General features: G+C 66.6%; 16 protein-coding genes, 1 tRNA gene and 1 pseudogene. 3 read left to right on the top strand and 15 right to left on the bottom strand.

Going from position 1 to position 14,594, the window contains the following annotated elements; translation table 11 throughout:
• Positions 1-123 precede the first annotated feature (123 nt).
• The 3 genes from ACQY5K_RS10520 to ACQY5K_RS10530 form a co-directional block, all read right to left on the bottom strand.
• Entirely contained in the window at positions 124-1,386 is a 1,263-nt protein-coding gene (locus ACQY5K_RS10520) for an ATP-binding protein (RefSeq protein ID WP_428122640.1), read from the bottom strand.
• Positions 1,387-1,927: 541 nt separating this feature from the next.
• The gene (locus tag ACQY5K_RS10525; RefSeq protein WP_428114867.1) at positions 1,928-3,223 is read right to left on the bottom strand and encodes a 3-hydroxyacyl-CoA dehydrogenase family protein; all 1,296 of its coding nucleotides are present in this window, start codon (positions 3,221-3,223) and stop codon (positions 1,928-1,930) included.
• A gap of 9 nt (positions 3,224-3,232) precedes the next feature.
• Complete coding sequence (locus ACQY5K_RS10530; RefSeq protein WP_428114869.1) at positions 3,233-4,387, bottom strand: acyl-CoA dehydrogenase family protein; 1,155 nt, start codon at positions 4,385-4,387, stop codon at positions 3,233-3,235.
• An 86-nt stretch (positions 4,388-4,473) separates the two neighbouring features.
• Here ACQY5K_RS10530 and ACQY5K_RS10535 point away from each other — a divergent pair, with 86 nt between their 5' ends.
• Positions 4,474-5,184: a PaaI family thioesterase gene (locus ACQY5K_RS10535; RefSeq protein ID WP_428114871.1), complete on the top strand. Its 711-nt coding sequence runs from the start codon at positions 4,474-4,476 to the stop codon at positions 5,182-5,184.
• A gap of 31 nt (positions 5,185-5,215) precedes the next feature.
• On the opposite strand, the gene ACQY5K_RS10540 is transcribed toward ACQY5K_RS10535, so the two are convergent.
• From ACQY5K_RS10540 to ACQY5K_RS10590, 11 genes and pseudogenes are all read right to left on the bottom strand, one after another.
• A complete protein-coding gene (locus tag ACQY5K_RS10540; protein ID WP_428114873.1) occupies positions 5,216-5,533 on the bottom strand; it encodes a type II toxin-antitoxin system PemK/MazF family toxin in 318 nt (105 codons plus the stop codon).
• On the bottom strand, positions 5,520-5,759 hold the full coding sequence (locus tag ACQY5K_RS10545) for a hypothetical protein (RefSeq protein WP_428114876.1): 240 nt from the start codon (positions 5,757-5,759) through the stop codon (positions 5,520-5,522). The genes ACQY5K_RS10540 and ACQY5K_RS10545 overlap by 14 nt, the downstream gene beginning before the upstream one ends.
• A 28-nt stretch (positions 5,760-5,787) precedes the next feature.
• Positions 5,788-7,239 carry a lysine--tRNA ligase gene (lysS, locus tag ACQY5K_RS10550; RefSeq protein WP_428114878.1) on the bottom strand — a complete coding sequence of 484 codons (1,452 nt, stop codon included), beginning with the start codon at positions 7,237-7,239 and terminating at the stop codon, positions 5,788-5,790.
• A 26-nt stretch (positions 7,240-7,265) separates the two neighbouring features.
• Positions 7,266-7,787 carry a 2-amino-4-hydroxy-6-hydroxymethyldihydropteridine diphosphokinase gene (folK, locus tag ACQY5K_RS10555; protein ID WP_428114880.1) on the bottom strand — a complete coding sequence of 174 codons (522 nt, stop codon included), beginning with the start codon at positions 7,785-7,787 and terminating at the stop codon, positions 7,266-7,268.
• 4 nt (positions 7,788-7,791) lie between these two features.
• Positions 7,792-8,205 carry a dihydroneopterin aldolase gene (folB, locus tag ACQY5K_RS10560; RefSeq protein ID WP_428114883.1) on the bottom strand — a complete coding sequence of 138 codons (414 nt, stop codon included), beginning with the start codon at positions 8,203-8,205 and terminating at the stop codon, positions 7,792-7,794.
• Positions 8,206-8,221: 16 nt separating this feature from the next.
• Positions 8,222-8,764 carry a hypothetical protein gene (locus ACQY5K_RS10565; RefSeq protein WP_428114886.1) on the bottom strand — a complete coding sequence of 181 codons (543 nt, stop codon included), beginning with the start codon at positions 8,762-8,764 and terminating at the stop codon, positions 8,222-8,224.
• 102 nt (positions 8,765-8,866) lie between these two features.
• Positions 8,867-9,466 (bottom strand): hypoxanthine phosphoribosyltransferase, encoded by a 600-nt coding sequence (gene hpt, locus ACQY5K_RS10570; protein WP_428114888.1) that lies wholly within the window; start codon positions 9,464-9,466, stop codon positions 8,867-8,869.
• 31 nt (positions 9,467-9,497) lie between these two features.
• The gene (gene tilS / locus ACQY5K_RS10575; RefSeq protein WP_428114891.1) at positions 9,498-10,412 is read right to left on the bottom strand and encodes a tRNA lysidine(34) synthetase TilS; all 915 of its coding nucleotides are present in this window, start codon (positions 10,410-10,412) and stop codon (positions 9,498-9,500) included.
• A 95-nt stretch (positions 10,413-10,507) separates the two neighbouring features.
• On the bottom strand, positions 10,508-11,701 hold the full coding sequence (locus ACQY5K_RS10580) for a zinc-dependent metalloprotease (protein ID WP_428114893.1): 1,194 nt from the start codon (positions 11,699-11,701) through the stop codon (positions 10,508-10,510).
• A 17-nt stretch (positions 11,702-11,718) separates the two neighbouring features.
• Entirely contained in the window at positions 11,719-12,105 is a 387-nt protein-coding gene (locus tag ACQY5K_RS10585; protein WP_428122850.1) for a transposase, read from the bottom strand.
• A 104-nt stretch (positions 12,106-12,209) separates the two neighbouring features.
• Positions 12,210-12,374 (bottom strand): annotated as a pseudogene (locus ACQY5K_RS10590) (helix-turn-helix domain-containing protein); the annotation flags it as partial.
• Between the two features lie 54 nt (positions 12,375-12,428).
• On the opposite strand from ACQY5K_RS10590, the gene ACQY5K_RS10595 reads away from it, so the two are divergent.
• Together ACQY5K_RS10595 and ACQY5K_RS10600 are read left to right on the top strand one after the other, a co-directional pair.
• The gene (locus ACQY5K_RS10595) at positions 12,429-13,019 is read left to right on the top strand and encodes a TetR/AcrR family transcriptional regulator (RefSeq protein WP_428114895.1); all 591 of its coding nucleotides are present in this window, start codon (positions 12,429-12,431) and stop codon (positions 13,017-13,019) included.
• A gap of 129 nt (positions 13,020-13,148) precedes the next feature.
• Positions 13,149-13,220: transfer RNA gene (locus tag ACQY5K_RS10600), tRNA-Thr, on the top strand.
• Positions 13,221-13,245: 25 nt separating this feature from the next.
• Here ACQY5K_RS10600 and ACQY5K_RS10605 read toward each other — a convergent pair.
• A complete protein-coding gene (locus tag ACQY5K_RS10605) occupies positions 13,246-14,589 on the bottom strand; it encodes a hypothetical protein (RefSeq protein WP_428114898.1) in 1,344 nt (447 codons plus the stop codon).
• Positions 14,590-14,594: the final 5 nt, after the last annotated feature.

Below are 14,594 nucleotides of genomic sequence, written 5' to 3' on the forward strand. Positions count from 1 at the left end.
GCCCGAGCGGCCCGTGAGCCCAATCGCATGAGCATGGGAACTAGAGCGGGAAACAACAGGGGCGCGACGAGAAGGCATACCGATCCGCGTGGCCTCGAAGGCGGGACGGCGAGTGATCTCAGGTCACGGACCCAGTGCGGTGACCGGTACGACGGCGACTCCATCGGGGCGCCGGTAGCCGGAGCCGACGGCGGTGAGCACCACAAGATCGGCGGGTCTGCCGACGGAGCGCTCGGAGACTTTTGCTGCCAAGGCCGTCAGCGAGCGTGCCGCTTGCTCAATGGCGTGCTCCCCGCCCAGCTTGATCTCGGCTGCCAGCCAAGCGCCGCTGGGGCGCTCGATGATGGCGTCGACTTCGAGGTCGTCGCTGTCCCGGTAGTGCGACAGCCAACCACGGCTCCTCTGTGCGTAAACCCGCAGGTCGCGGATGGCGAGCGCCTCGAAGAGCAGCCCGAACGTCTCAAGGTCGGCTCTGAGCCGCTGCGGCGTCGCATCCAGCGCAGCGACCGCCAACGAAGGATCTGCCAAATGACGCTTGGGCGCTTGGCGAAGACGTGCCCGCGAGCGGAGCTGGGCCGACCACGCAGGGATGTCCTCCACGACGAATACCTGTTCCAGCGCCTCCAGATACGCCCCGACCGTTCGGGGGTCGAGCAGTTCTTCGGCACCCGTGCCCTTGGCGAGCGTCCGCTGCGACGCCTCAGTAGAGACGTTGCGCGCGAGCGACCGCAACAGCCGCGACAAGCCGGTAGGGCTGCGCCGCGTGCCGAGTTGGGGAACATCGGCACGGGAGATCTCCATGAGGTACCCATTGGCATAGTCCAGTGCTGCATCGAGATCGAATCTGATGCTGGCAGGCCAGCCGCCGCGACACGCCGCCTCGATGATGTCGCCGAGCTGAGGCGCCTGCGATTCGATGAAGCCTGTTGCAGCACCGAACAGGTCGTCCATGCTGATCTCGCCCGACGACAGGCCGGTCTCGTACGAGGACATCGTGCGCATGCGAACGCGTCGCACCCGGCCTGCACCCGTGTGTCGCGTCACATCATCGGCGGGGCTCGCCGATCCGGTCAGGATGAAGCGCCCCGGGCGACCGCCGTCGTCCGCGGCGACCCTCATCTGGTTCCAGATCTCAGGTGCAAGCTGCCATTCGTCGAGCAAGCGCGGCTCGGACCCGCTCAGCACACCGTGAGGGTCGAGCTGCGCCCCGATGCGAGCGCCGGCATCGCCGCCGAAGAGCACCTCGCTGCATGCATGCTCCCGACCGGTGCGGGTCTTGCCGCATCCCCTCGGCCCTTCGAGCACCACGGCCGGCATCGAGCGCAAGGCCCTGCTGACCTCGCCATCGACCACACGAGGGAGATAGTCGTTCACGGCAATCGGCATCCCCACCACAACATCATACCGTCAATGTATCAAAGCCAGCATTGTAAATGAATCAGATATGGACTCTCAAATGTATCAAACACGCTCCTGCAGGTACACCTGCGCCAGTCTTACGGTTCCGGTTCAAGCGATGGGACGGCGAACTCCATCGGTGGTTGCAAGTGAACGGTCATGATGACCGTTGCCAACACATGCAACCGACCGATGGAGTTCGCCGTGGTTCCTCGCCCGTATCCGCGTCATATCCCGGCGAGTTGCAGAAAGCGGTTTGCTCGCCCTTGGTCATCAGCACGAAGACCTTGTAGAGGTCGGGAGAATGCTCGAACAGCGACCAGGCTCTGAATCTCGCCATCAGGATGCGGGACTGCGACATACACGACCCCCTCGAACTCACCCGTTGATCGCTGCACATGGGCCCCGGCGCAACCGACCGCCGCGAGTGCCGCGATTACGGTCAGAACTCGCTGCAACCACAGGCGCGGTGCGAACGGCGGCCTTCGCACTGCGGCGCTCGACAGCATGGCGGTTGGCGATCAACCGCTCAATTCCCGACGACAGGCCCCACCGTGCCGTCGGGCATCAGCTGCTCGCGGGTGCCGTCGGGGGCTTCGCTGTAGAAGGTCGGTTGGCCGGAGGCTTCGAGCGTGGCCAGCATGGCCGGCAGAGGAGCGCCGACGCCCCGGAGGAATTCGATTACCCGGGGCGGTTCGAGGTGGTCGAGCATCTCGAAGGGCCCGTGCACCCAGTTGAAACCCCAGCGGATGGCGTTGTCGACATTCGCGATGTCATTGGCAATCTCGGGCACTAGGCCAGCCGCATACGCCAGCGTACCGCCGAAGATGTGACGGGCCAGATCGCCGTGGGACCCCTCGGCGAACAGCACCTCGCCCAGCTCGGCGGGAACGCCTTCGAGATCGGGTGCCGATGCGGCTCGCCACTCCTCGGTGACGAGATCGAATGTCTCGGTCTTGCGTGATCCATCGTCGAGCCGCAGGCGACGGCTGAAGCCGCCGCCGGTCTTGCGGCCGAGCTGCCCGCGGACGGCCATTGCTTTCTCGACGGCTGGAAACTCGGTGAACTCGTGACCCCGGTCGCCAGGCGGCAGGTTCTGGGCCAAGTTGGCGCCCACCAGCTCCATCACGTCCAGCCCGATCAGGTCGATGAGCCCGTACAGCCCCGTCGGCGGCAAGCCCACCGGTGCGCCCAGCACGGCGTCGATCGTCTCCTGGGTCATGCCGTCGGCCAGAAAGGGCTTGGCCATGTGCAGTCCGGACAGCATGAAGTAGCAGCCGATGCGGTTGCCGATGAAGTTGACGGTGTCCTTGGCATGCACCACGCCCTTGCCCAGCCGTTCGGCGCCGAAGCTGGCAAACGCGTCGATCACCTCGGGCTCGGTGTCGGGGCCCGGCACCAGCTCGAACAGCTTCATCACCTTCACCGGGTTGAAGAAGTGCGTGATCGCCACGTCTCGCCGGAAGCGCTCGCTCATGCCCTCACAGATCTGGCTGAGCGGGATGCCCGATGTGTTCGACGAGATGACCGATCCGTCGCTGCGGGCAGCTTCGAGGCGCTCGAACAGCTCGCGCTTGGTGTCGAGATCTTCGACGATGGCCTCGCACACCCAGTCGTAGCCCGCGATGTCGTCCAGGTCGTCGTCGGTGGTGCCGATGCTGACGAGATCGCGGCATTCGGAGTCGACACCTTCGAGCGCGCGCTCGGCGGCCGCGCGGTCGGCGTCGAGCACCAGCACCCGGCATCCTGCCGCGGCGGACGCCGCGGCGATGCCGGCGCCCATCGTGCCCGACCCCACGACAGCTACTGAATTGATGCTTCTCATGAGTGCTGCCTATCGGGTGCCGGTGACCTCGCGGCCGATGATCTCTTTCATGATCTCGGTGGTGCCGCCGTAGATGGTCTGCACACGGGCGTCGGCATAGGCCTTGGAGATGGGGTACTCGGACATATAGCCGTAGCCGCCGAACAGCTGCAAACAGCGGGTGACGACACGCAGCTGCATCTCGGTCACCCACCATTTCGCCTCAGCAGCATCGGTAGCGGTCAGCTCGCCGGCGTTCAGCGCTTCGATCTGGCGGTCTACGAACACCCAGGCAATATCGAGCTCAGTCTTCATCTCCGCCAGCTCGAAGCGGGTGTTCTGGAACGAGGCGATGGTCTGGCCGAAGGCCTTGCGCTCGCCGACATATTCGATAGTCCAATCAAACGCTGCCTGTGCGTGAGCCACGCCGCCGACCGCGATCGACAGCCGCTCCTGGGGCAGGTTCCGGACCAGGTGCATGAAGCCGTTGCCTTCGCCGCCGAGCAGGTTCTCTTCGGGCACGAACACGTCGTCGAAGAACAGCTCTGCGGTGTCCTGGGACTTCAATCCCAGCTTGTCGAGATTGCGTCCCCGCTCGAAGCCCTCCATGCCCTCCTCGACCACGATCAGCGACATGCCCCGGTGCTTCTCGCCGGGATCGGTCTTCGCCGCCACGATGACCAAGTCGGAGTTGATGCCGTTCGTGATGAACGTCTTGGAGCCGTTCACGACATACCCGTCGCCCGTGCGGATGGCCGTCGTGGACATCGACGCCAAGTCCGACCCGATCCCCGGCTCGGTCATGGCGATGGCGCTCATCAGCTCGCCGCTGCACAGGCCCGGCATCCAGCGCTCGGCCTGTTCGTCGTTGCACAGCTTGGTCAAGTAGGGAAGGCAGATGTCGTTGTGCAGCGTGATGCACTGGCCCGAGCTGGCAGCGCCCGACGCCATGACCTCCTCGCCCACGATGGCGTTGTAACGGAAGTCCGCCACACCGCCGCCGCCGTAACGCTCGTCCACGTCGGTGGCCAGCAGGCCCACGTCTCCCGCCTTGCGGAACATGGCCTTGTCGACCTTGCCGTCGGCTTCCCACTTCTCGTGGTTGGGGACAATCTCGCGCTCGGTGAAAGCCCGGGCCGTTTCACGGAACATTTCGTGCTCTTCGTCAAAGATGGTGCGCCGCATGGTCGCAGCGTATGCCCCAACGGCAATGCGGGCCACGGCCGACTCGACAGCCGACGGCCGGCGCAGCACAGATAGCGTCTCGGCCCGTGACGCAGCAGGATTCGCAGAGCGAACCAGCCAGCTCAGCCAGCCCCGTCGGGCCAGGCCATGACTGGAGCGCCGTCGAGCAGGCCGCCGCTGCGATGCGTCGGCTGAACCAGGCGCTGGCGGGTCGGCGGGTCGACGATGCCGTACTCGGTGAGGTCACCGCAGCAGTCACCGCGGCCGCCGATCGGCTGGAACAGGGCACGCTGCGGGTGAAGCTCGACGACATGCTCTCTCGGCCGTACCTCCGGGAGATCTACGAAGGCCAGTTCTTCCCGCTGCCGCTCGAGGTTGGCGACGAAATCGAATTCGATCCCTTCTCCATAGGCGGAGGCCTGTTCCATCCGGCGTCGGTCGACGTCAGGTACTTCAAGGAGTCTGACGAGGCGGTCACCGGCGAAGCCGTTGTCGACCCCATGTTCGCGGGACCGCCTGAGCGAACTCACGGTGGCGTGGTGGCGCTCATCATCGACGAGCTGATGGGCGCGCTGAACCGCATGCGGGGCCGTCAGGCCTACACGGGCCGGCTCACCGTGCACTACCGCGCTGCCACCCCGCTGGGCGAGCCCCTGCGACTGCGTGCCTGGATCCGGGACACATCGGGACGCAAGATCATCCAGCACGCCGAAGTACACGGCCCCGAGGGCCTGTGCGTCACCGCAGAGGGACTGTTCATCCTGCGAGCCGACGCACCCCCCGAACCAGAGGCCTAGCACAGGGGGCGACGGGGCCGCGTGTTTCAGGTCACAGGTCAAGCACGGTGCCCAGCGCGATGTCGATGCCCCAAAGTTCTTCTTGAGTGAGGTGGCCGACGAGGTCTCCGAGCCGGCTCACATCGACGGCCCCGACATGCTCCACAAGCACAAGCGTGCGCTGTCGGTCGATCTCGATGGCTGGACGGAACGAGGCTTGTTGTGCGCTCGTCGAGGTCGGTGCGATCAAGACAACCGTCCGGGGCAAGAGTGCGTCTGACTGCACCACTGCGCCGAACCGTCGTCCCTGCTGCTCGTGGCCGACGCCCTTGGGGGGCAGGCGCAGTTCGTAGATATCACCCCGGCGCACGCAAATCTTCCATCAAGCTCGCGACGGCGGCCATCTCTGCCCGATCAGAATCGTCGGCCTCCAAAGCGGCAACTTCGGCAGCGAGCGCTTGTCGTTCGCGCAGGCGCCCCGCCTCGTGCACGATCGACGTGCGTACGGCCTCTGACTGCGTCAAGCCCTGCGCCTCGACCTGCCGGAGAGCCCGGAACGCCTCGTCATCAAGCCTGACCGAGATCGCATGTGCCATTGTCGAAGTGTATCACATTTTGTATTACTTAGGTCTGTTCGGGGCGCAGCGTCGGGAACAGGAGCACCTCGCGAATGGCCTCGACACCTGCGAGCAGCATGGCCAGGCGGTCCATTCCGATACCGAGTCCGCCCGTCGGCGGCAGCCCGTACTCAAGCGCTCGCAGGTAGTCCTCGTCGACAACCATCGCCTCGTCATCGCCGCCAGCACGAGCTGCGGCCTGGGCCTCGAAGCGATCTCGCTGATCTGCAGGATCGACGAGCTCGCTGAACGCATTGACGAGCTCACGGCCGGCCACAACGGCTTCGAACCGCTCGGTCAGCAGCGGATCGTCGCGATGGCGGCGCGCCAGCGGCGAGGTCTCTGCCGGATGCTCGGTGACGAAGATCGGTCCGCTCAGGCCGGGCTCGACCAGCTTCTCGTACAGCTCGGTCAGCAGCTTCCCCGAGCCGTCGCCGTCACCGAAGGTGATCTCGTTGGCATCCGCGAGCGCCCTCAGCTCGTCGATCGGGGTGCGGACGCTCGTCGGACGTCCGACGGCCTCGCTCACCAGCTCGGCCATCGTCGCCTGGCGCCACGGCCTGGCCACGTCGAGTTCCTGATCGCCGATTTCGAGCACGGTCGAGCCGGTCACCGTGATCGCGAGGTGCTCCACGAGCTCCGACGTCAGCTCCATCATGTCGGTGTAGTCGGCGTAGGCCTGATACAGCTCCAGCATCGTGAACTCGGGGTTGTGGCGGGTGGACAGGCCCTCGTTCCGGAATACCCGCCCGATCTCGAATACCCGGTCCAGCCCGCCGACCACCAACCGCTTCAGGTACAGCTCTGGCGCGACGCGCAGGTAGAGGTCGGCGTCAAGGGCGTTGTGGTGGGTGATGAACGGCTTCGCCATCGCCCCGCCCGGAATGGGATGGAACATCGGCGTCTCCACCTCGGTGAAGCCCCGCTCTTCGAGGAACCGGCGCGTCTGCGACATCATCCGGCTCCGCAGCGCGAACGCCCGCCGCGCGGCTGGCGTCACCCACAGATCGACGTACCGCTGACGGAATCGGGTGTCCGGATCGGTGATGCCGTGCCACTTGTCCGGGAACGGTCGGCGGGCGTGCGCCAGGAGCTCCCACCGGTCAACGCGCACGCTCAGCTCGCCCCGGCGGGTCGTCATCACGACGCCGCCGACGCCGATCCAGTCCCCCAGGTGCAAGCCGCAGAACCCGGCGTGATCGGGTGTCGTCGCCGCCGGCGCGAAGAGCTGAATGCGGGCAGTGCCGTCGTCGAGCGTGCCGAACGCGAGCTTGCCCTGGACCCGGCGCAGCATCAGGCGCCCGGCCACGCTCACCTGCGTCGACGTCTCGGTGCCGGCTTCGAGATGCTCCCAGGACTCCTGCAGGCCAGCCGCCGTGGCATCGCGCTCGAAGCGGTACGGCACCGTGCTCGACGGGGCCGCCTCGGGCGAATTGGGGTGGTCGGGTGTGGCTGTCATCGCAGGCTCACGGTACCGATCGCTGCTCACGCCACTGGTGAGCTTTTCGCCCGCGACCGCAACTCGACCGGATCAGCAATGCGCACACAGTCCTGGTCGGCCACGGCGCGCAGCTCGTTGGACGACACCAACTCAGGCGCGAGCTCGGCGAGCGGATCGAGCACGAAGCGGCGCTCGCGCATGCGCGGGTGCGGGACGGTCAGCACCGGATCGTCGATGACGAGATCGCCGAACAACAGCACATCGACGTCGAGTGTGCGAGGGCCCCATCGTTCTCGGCGAATACGTCGGGCCGCCGATTCAAGGGCCTGACACCGTGCGAGCAGCTCGTAGGGTCCGTCGGGCACTTCAAGCTCGGCCACCAGATTCAAGAACGGTGGCTGGTCCGGACCCCCAACCGGCGCGCTGCGGTACACGCCCGAGTACGCGACCAGCACGCCGGCATCGGCCAGGGACGCCAGCGCATCAGTCAGTTGGACAGCGGGATCGCCCAGATTCGCCCCCAGCCCGACGAACGCTGTGGTTCCGGCGGCGCCCGATGCGGACACCGGCTCAATCCCGCGCGCGGGTGATGCGGACTGCGCTGGTCGCCAGATCTTCGGCGACCGGCGGACGCAGCTTCATGACGGTCACTGTCGCCGCCGTCACGCCTTGGGTGGCACACAATTCGGCAGCAATCAGGTCAGCGAGCCGCTCGAGAAGCTGCGCCCGCGCGGTGGTGCAGACTGCGACGATGCGCTCGCATGCAGCGCCATAGTCGATCGTGTCCGCCAGCGCATCGGAAGCTCCGGCACGACGCAGATCCGCATAAATGTCCACATCCACGGCCAGCGGCTGCGGTGTCTCGCGTTCGTGCGGCAACGCGCCGACGACGCACAGCACTCGCAGGCCGCGCAATTCGATCCGGTCGCCGAAAGGCGGCGCATCAAGATCATCGCCGAAAGGCGGCTGCGATCGGGGCGCCATGTGCCGCGGCCCCGAGCTAGACCGCGCCGCCCGGGCCATGCGAACCCGCTGACCCGCGAGCGGCGAGGATGCCGAGAGCCACATCCACAACACGGCGCCCGTCGGGGCCCACGTGGCGGCCGAAGATGCGCTCGGTGATCGCCGTTGCCTGCGGACCCGTGGGGACCTTGCCACAGAGCAGCAGGTACGAGGCCACGAATCCGCACACGTCCTCGCCGACGCGCTCTTTGTGCAGCACGACGCGCTTGCGTTCGCTGTTCAGCCGGGCCAGATCGTCGTGGACCGTCTGCAGGTACGACGGCAGGTCGTCGATTGCGGGCCACGGGCGATGCAGGTACAACAGATCAAGCTCGTCGTAGTTATGAAGATTGTGCGGTGCCGCGATGAGAGATACCACGATGTCGAAGCCGTTGCGTCGCAGCCAGATGATCTCTTCCTGCCGACGAACGCGCCGGTGACTTGCGCCGTAGCCGCCAGGCCGCTCACAAACTGCGAGACGGTCGGCGACGACCCAGTTGAAGTTGCGGGGTTGAATTCCTTCCGCCCACTTCCCTCTCATACGACGTTGTCCCTAGCACTGTGGCTCCGGCGGAGACTACCCGCGCTGATCTGACTGTGACACTGTTGAGGCCATTGCGCCGACGCCCCCAGCGCGTGTGTGTCAGTGCTCGTCAAGGGCTTCAGAATCGTATGCGCGAATCTCGGTCAGATTGCGGTACTTCTGAGCCAGATCCAGCCCGTATCCGATGACCCAGACCGGCGGCAGACGGAATCCGATGTAATCCACGATGCCGTCGAGGCTGCCGTTGTGCTCGCGGGTCAGCAACGAGCACACCGCCAGGCTCGCGGGGCTGCGCGCGAGCAGGCTGCGCCGCAGGTACGACAGAGTGAGCCCGCTCTCCACGATGTCCTCGACCAGGATGACGTCGCGGCCCGCAATGTCGATGTCCAGATCCTTCAGGATGCGAACCACGCCGCTGGACCGGGTGCTGCTGCCGTAGGACGACACGGCCATGAAATCCATCTCGACCGGCAAGTCGATGGCCCGGCTGAGGTCCGAGGCAAACATCACCGCACCCTTGAGCACTGCGACGAGCAGCGGCTCGCGTCCGACGTAGTCAGCGGTGATCTGCGCGCCCATCTCTGCGACGCGGTGAGCGATCTCCGAACCGGAGAGGAGCACATCTCCGACGGCCGGGTCGCTGGCGAGCATCGAGCCAAGACCACTGTCGGGGGCCTGCGGGTCCGGTGCCGTCGTCACGTGAGCCGAACTTAGCCGCCCCCGCATCGAATCACCCGGTCTGGCCCCCGTGGTGCCCGTCGTCAGCCTCGATGCGCAGTTCGCCGGCCGAGCGGCTGACGCGACGGCCGCCGCCGACCTCGGTGGCGCGGTGCGCGCCTCGCGCTACATCGAGCACCCGCTCCACCGCAGCAGCGTCGGGTGGATGGCGTCTCGGATGTGGGGTTCGCAACCAGGCACGGATCGCTCGGCGTGCCAATGCCACCGGAGCGGCTGCCAACTCGTTTGCGTTCGTGGGATCGACATCTGCCGCCATCGCGTCGAGCAACTCCGAGTCCGCGGCTGCCAGCTCTGCTGAACGCGCAAGCAGCGGCACGACATCGCGTCCTGCGATATCGCACAGCAGCGGAATCAGCTCATGGCGGACACGGGTGCGCAAGTAGCGGCGATCCGTATTGGACGGGTCACGGACCGGCTCATAGCCCACAAGCTCGCAGATCCGCTCGGTATCGGACCGTCGCAGACCAAGCAGTGGTCGCCGGTCAGCCCGCATGCCCGCCAGCGCATCGACAGAGCCACCGCGCATGAGCTGCGCCAGCACGGTCTCGGCCTGATCGTCAGCGGTGTGCCCCAACAATGCGTCAGGTCCCAGCGCAGCGTGGCGAGCCTCACGTGCACGAGCTTGCAGATTGGGACCGTCCGTCAGTTCGAGACGAACGACGCGCAGCTCGGCGCCGACCTGATCGCACAGCGCCGCGACGTGTGCCGCCTCAGCGGAGCCGTCGGCGCGGATGCCGTGGTCCACGTGCACTGCGGTGACTGCGGAACCGCTGCCGCTCGCGAAGCGGCATGACAGTGCGAGCAAGGCGGCGGAGTCCGGCCCGCCGGACACGCCGCACACAAGATCGCGGCCCGCATGCGGGCTGAACGAGCACTGCTCGAGAAGGTTCTCAAGTTCGAGCCCCACCCGACCCCCTCGTGCTGGTCTTGGCACACCGATCTTTGTCCGGCTCGATGAGGCCGACTCCGGCCTCGTGCCGTCGTCGGCCATGTCCGCAGACGTCAGACGGCTGGAACACGCTCCAGCCAGGCTGCCGGCTCGCGGATCTCCGCCATCGAAGGGAGATGCTCGACGCGCTCCCAGATGCGATCCACTGCCCGCGGCCCGCGTTCGGCCTCGATCTCGGCAATGAAGTCCTCGCCCGCCTGATACTGCGCAAGCTTCGCTTCGATCCCCAGGAGGCGCTGTACCAGCCGAGCCATCCCGCGCGCGCTGCGGCGACGATGGTGCATCACCAAGGCAAACCGTTCGGCATCAGGAATGTGGCCGCGGGCTGCTCGTGCCATGGTGACGTCGCCGTGGCCTTCGACCAAGCTCATCATGCCCCCGACTTGGGAGATCAAGCCTCGTTGGTGCTCGGTCGCGAACACCGCTGCGAGACCTCCTTCACCCAGGACGTCATTGCCTGAACGACGCTGTGCCACCAGCTTCCGCAGGCCCTCTCGCAACCGATCGGGGTCGGGTTGCGCCTCGTCGACGAGACCGTTCACGAGCTCGAGGAAGTGAGGCCTCAGCCACGGCACGCCGGTGAATTGAGCTCGGTGCGTCAGCTCGTGCAGCGCAAGCCAGAGGCGGAATTGCGCCGGGGAGAAGGCAAAGCGCTTCTCGGTGACCAAGATGTTCGGACCGACGAAGTAGACGACGTCGCCGGTCGAATCACTGGCGGCCGAATCACTGGCGACCCGGGGGGCCGACTCGGTGTCGTCGTCCGACGCCCACAGCAGGTCGTACTGGCCGAGCACACGGCGTGCCATCCAGCCCAGCACCGTACCGAGCTCGACGGCGCCCACGGTGCGCCCTGCCCGCGTCGCTCCCGAAGGTTCACCGTCAGCCGATGTGCCGCCCAACAGCGGCTTCAGCAGGCGTCGGAAGGCGGCGATGTTGGCGTCGATCCAACCGGCCCGGTCGATGACCTCGGCACGGGCGTCACCCGCAGAGCTCAGCCCGGTCTCCGCAGCGACGAGTTCCGAGGCGATCGGGACAAAGCGTGCGAAGTCGTCTCGCAAGGATCGAGCGAGGTACGAGCGGTAGAGCGGCTCAGTGTCCGCGACGCGCACGGCGATGCGGCGCGCGAGATCCCAGTCCACATGCTCGTCATCGGGGACATCGCGTCGTTGCCGAGCCGACGGCCGCCGCACGACGTCGTTGGCGGAGCGGGCCGCAGCGGTCCGCAGCACCCCCGAACGCCCGGCCATATTCAACGTCTCGGGGCTCAGCGCTTGGGGTAGCGGGGTGCGGTCACCGTCTTCACGTAGCCGACGACCAACTTCGCGACGGTCAGCACCGTCACGATGGTGAGAGGGACAGCGAGCCAGTAGTGCCAGACCTGCGCGCCGAGTGCGTTCATGGCCGGAAGGCTAGTTGCGCGAGTAGCCGACACCGCACTCGTACCGTGAGCCGGCTCTTGCCCAGGGGCGTTGGTGTGCTCGTTGGTGGGTCGCTGCCACGGCGAGCGCGGCTCGCAGAAGAACACCTCGATGTCGAGCGCGGCCTCGACGTCGGCCCGGCGGGCCATCTCGCGGCCTTGGTCCCAGGTGAGGCTGCGCACGAGCGCTGCGGGCTGGCGGCCCAGCACCGCGGTGAGCGCGGCAGCCAGCACCGGATCGTCCGCCGGCTTGGAGGCCCGAACGCGTCGCGCCCTCGCGCGTGCCCACGCGTGCGCCGAGCGGGCGTCATAGCCCGCCCGGCGCAGCGAGCCAGCTCGCGATGCACCGTGGACCGATCACGGCCCAGCCGGGCCGCTGCGTCCGCGACACTGCGGCCCGCCCCCAGCGACGACTCGATGAACACCCGCTCATCCAAACTCAGCCTCGCTGCCATACTCGACACCTCCATCGGTCGGCTGCATGTGTAGGCAACGGCCATCATGACCGTTCACTTGCAACCACCGATGGAGTTCGCCGTGCGTCCGGATCCCAACAGGTGACTCAACGACTCTTGGCGACGTCCGTCAGGGTCTTCGGTGAATCTGGTTTCGAAGCAGCTCGGGTGTCTGACATCGCTCGCCTTTCGGGACTCACGACCGGTGCTGTCTATAGTCGCTGGCCAAACAAACGCGAACTCTTCCTTGCCGCCGTCAACCACGTAGCGCCGGTGCAGATGGCGCGCCTTGTGGGCGACGAAGACACCTCCGCGACCGACAGGCTTGTTGCGCTGAGTGCACACCTGTTCAACACAACAGAAAACCAGAGCCGTGCCCTGCTCTTCGAGGCGTGCGTGACAGCGAGGCGCAATCCAGAACCGACGTCGGAGATTGCCCACGTACTTGAGGCAGAAGCGAAAGCCTTCGCGGTGATTATCCGTGAAGGCACGGCCACCAAGGCAATCGACCCAGAGCTGAGCACGGACGCCCTCGTCTTGGGCTGCCAAGCTCTCAGCCTTGGGCTCCACTTGGTCGTTTTCCTTTCGGCGCCGGACAGGCAGCTTCCGACTGCCGATGAGTGGATCGGATTGTTCGTTCGGATCATCGGGTCCTTTTCTGAGCCTTCGGAAGATGCCTTGACTGACGGCTGACCCGGCCACGTGGCTGCCTCAAACGCAACACTCGGCCGCGCAGGCGACAACTCACCAATCAGAGCAGCGCCACGCCCCGACTGAAACCAAAATGACGGGATTACGCTCCACGAAGCGCTTCAGCGCCTTGCCCGAGTAGCTCAGTGGCAGAGCGGCTCTCTCGTAAAGAGCAGGTCGTGGGTTCAATCCCCACCTCGGGCTCGCCGACCGCACCAGCAGGCGGCGTTCAGCCGATCAGGCTCGGTATCGACAGGCGCCCGAGACGGACGAACAGCCGCTGGAGCGCGAGGCGCGCGTTGGCGTTGAACCGAAGCGCTTCGGCCGCATCCGCGACTGTGGTGAGCGCCTCCGCAGCCTCGCCTGGGGACAGCTTTCTCGCACCCGCGTCGTCGCGAATCTGCGCAGACAGCACACCCAGCCCCATCGCAAGCTCATCGATCTGCTGTCGCCGCAGCTCGCGCCGGTGGCGCTCGTCGATGGCGCCGCGTCGAGCATTGGTGCCGTAGAGCTCCGCCTGCTCGTCGGCTTCGGCGCGTTCGGCGGTGTGACGGGCTTCCAGCGGCTCGGTCGCCTGTTCGACCGCTGCCAGTGCTGTGTCGGCCGCGACCATTGCGGTGCTCGCAGTTCCATTGAGTGACGATCGCAGTGCTGACCACGTTTCGATGCGAGCCGCCGCAGCGTCATCGGAAGCGAGCAGCCGGGCGCGATCGATCGAGCCAGCGGCCGCGCGGGCCGAGGATGCGGCGCGGTCGGCGTCGATGCCCTGATCAACCAAGAGGCCGGTCAGATCTGTCTCGCTGAGCGCCTCGAAGTCGATGCGGACGCATCGTGAGGCCAGGGTCTCCATCGACCGGTTGACTTCTTCAGCAAGCAGCAGGAACACGCTCGACGGCGGGGGCTCCTCCACCGACTTGAGCAGGATGGGCGCAGTCGTGCCGGCGCGGTCGGTATCGCACAGCACAATCACCTTGCGCTCGTTCGTCGCCGGGGCAATCGCTGCGGCTCGCACGGCGTCACGAGCCTGCTGCGCCGTCATTGCCGGACCGACACGGTCAATCACCAACAGGTCGGGATGCTGGTCGGCGAGAGCGAGGCGGCGCTCACGCTCGGGGGTTGCGCTTGTTGCAGCCAGCAGCTCACCCGCGAAGCGACATGCAGCATCTCGAAGGCCTGCGCCGGCCGGGCCGACGAACAGGTATGCGGGTAGCGGCGATTCCAAGGCCGACCGCAGGCGATCTACCGCCAACGGCTGTCCGACGATGCCGTCCAGCAGGTTGCCGACCGGGGGTTCATCGACGGATGGGCTCGGTGAATGCTGGTCTCGCGCCGGGGTGGGCGCAGCGCTCGGCGCCGGGGGCGGGGGGTCCTCCGCGGCAACCTGCGCCAAAGATGTAGCGCCCGTGATCGCGACGGCCGGGAGCGGCTCGGGTTCAGCCGAGGACTCGGAGGCAGGCGACGTCTCGGAGGCAGGCGACGTCGGTGGCGGCGCGAGCGCCGCCGAATCCAAGTCGAACAGCGACAGCACTTCGGGTTCTGGCGAACCGGATTCGTCGGGCGGCGCCTCAGACATCGCGA

The organism is Candidatus Poriferisodalis sp. (assembly GCF_965262965.1).
In the GTDB taxonomy this organism is placed as follows: Bacteria; Actinomycetota; Acidimicrobiia; order Acidimicrobiales; family Poriferisodalaceae; genus Poriferisodalis.

Bases quoted from the DNA above. Each gene is read 5' to 3' on its own strand.
- ACQY5K_RS10605 (WP_428114898.1), bottom strand. From the start codon at position 14,589: ATGTCTGAGGCGCCGCCCGACGAATCCGGTTCGCCAGAACCCGAAGTG.
- ACQY5K_RS10520 (WP_428122640.1), bottom strand. From the start codon at position 1,386: ATGCCGATTGCCGTGAACGACTATCTCCCTCGTGTGGTCGATGGCGAG.
- lysS (WP_428114878.1), bottom strand. From the start codon at position 7,239: ATGACAGCCACACCCGACCACCCCAATTCGCCCGAGGCGGCCCCGTCG.
- ACQY5K_RS10580 (WP_428114893.1), bottom strand. From the start codon at position 11,701: ATGGCCGGGCGTTCGGGGGTGCTGCGGACCGCTGCGGCCCGCTCCGCC.
- ACQY5K_RS10525 (WP_428114867.1), bottom strand. From the start codon at position 3,223: ATGAGAAGCATCAATTCAGTAGCTGTCGTGGGGTCGGGCACGATGGGC.
- ACQY5K_RS10530 (WP_428114869.1), bottom strand. From the start codon at position 4,387: ATGCGGCGCACCATCTTTGACGAAGAGCACGAAATGTTCCGTGAAACG.
- folB (WP_428114883.1), bottom strand. From the start codon at position 8,205: ATGGCGCCCCGATCGCAGCCGCCTTTCGGCGATGATCTTGATGCGCCG.
- ACQY5K_RS10545 (WP_428114876.1), bottom strand. From the start codon at position 5,759: ATGGCACATGCGATCTCGGTCAGGCTTGATGACGAGGCGTTCCGGGCT.
- ACQY5K_RS10565 (WP_428114886.1), bottom strand. From the start codon at position 8,764: ATGAGAGGGAAGTGGGCGGAAGGAATTCAACCCCGCAACTTCAACTGG.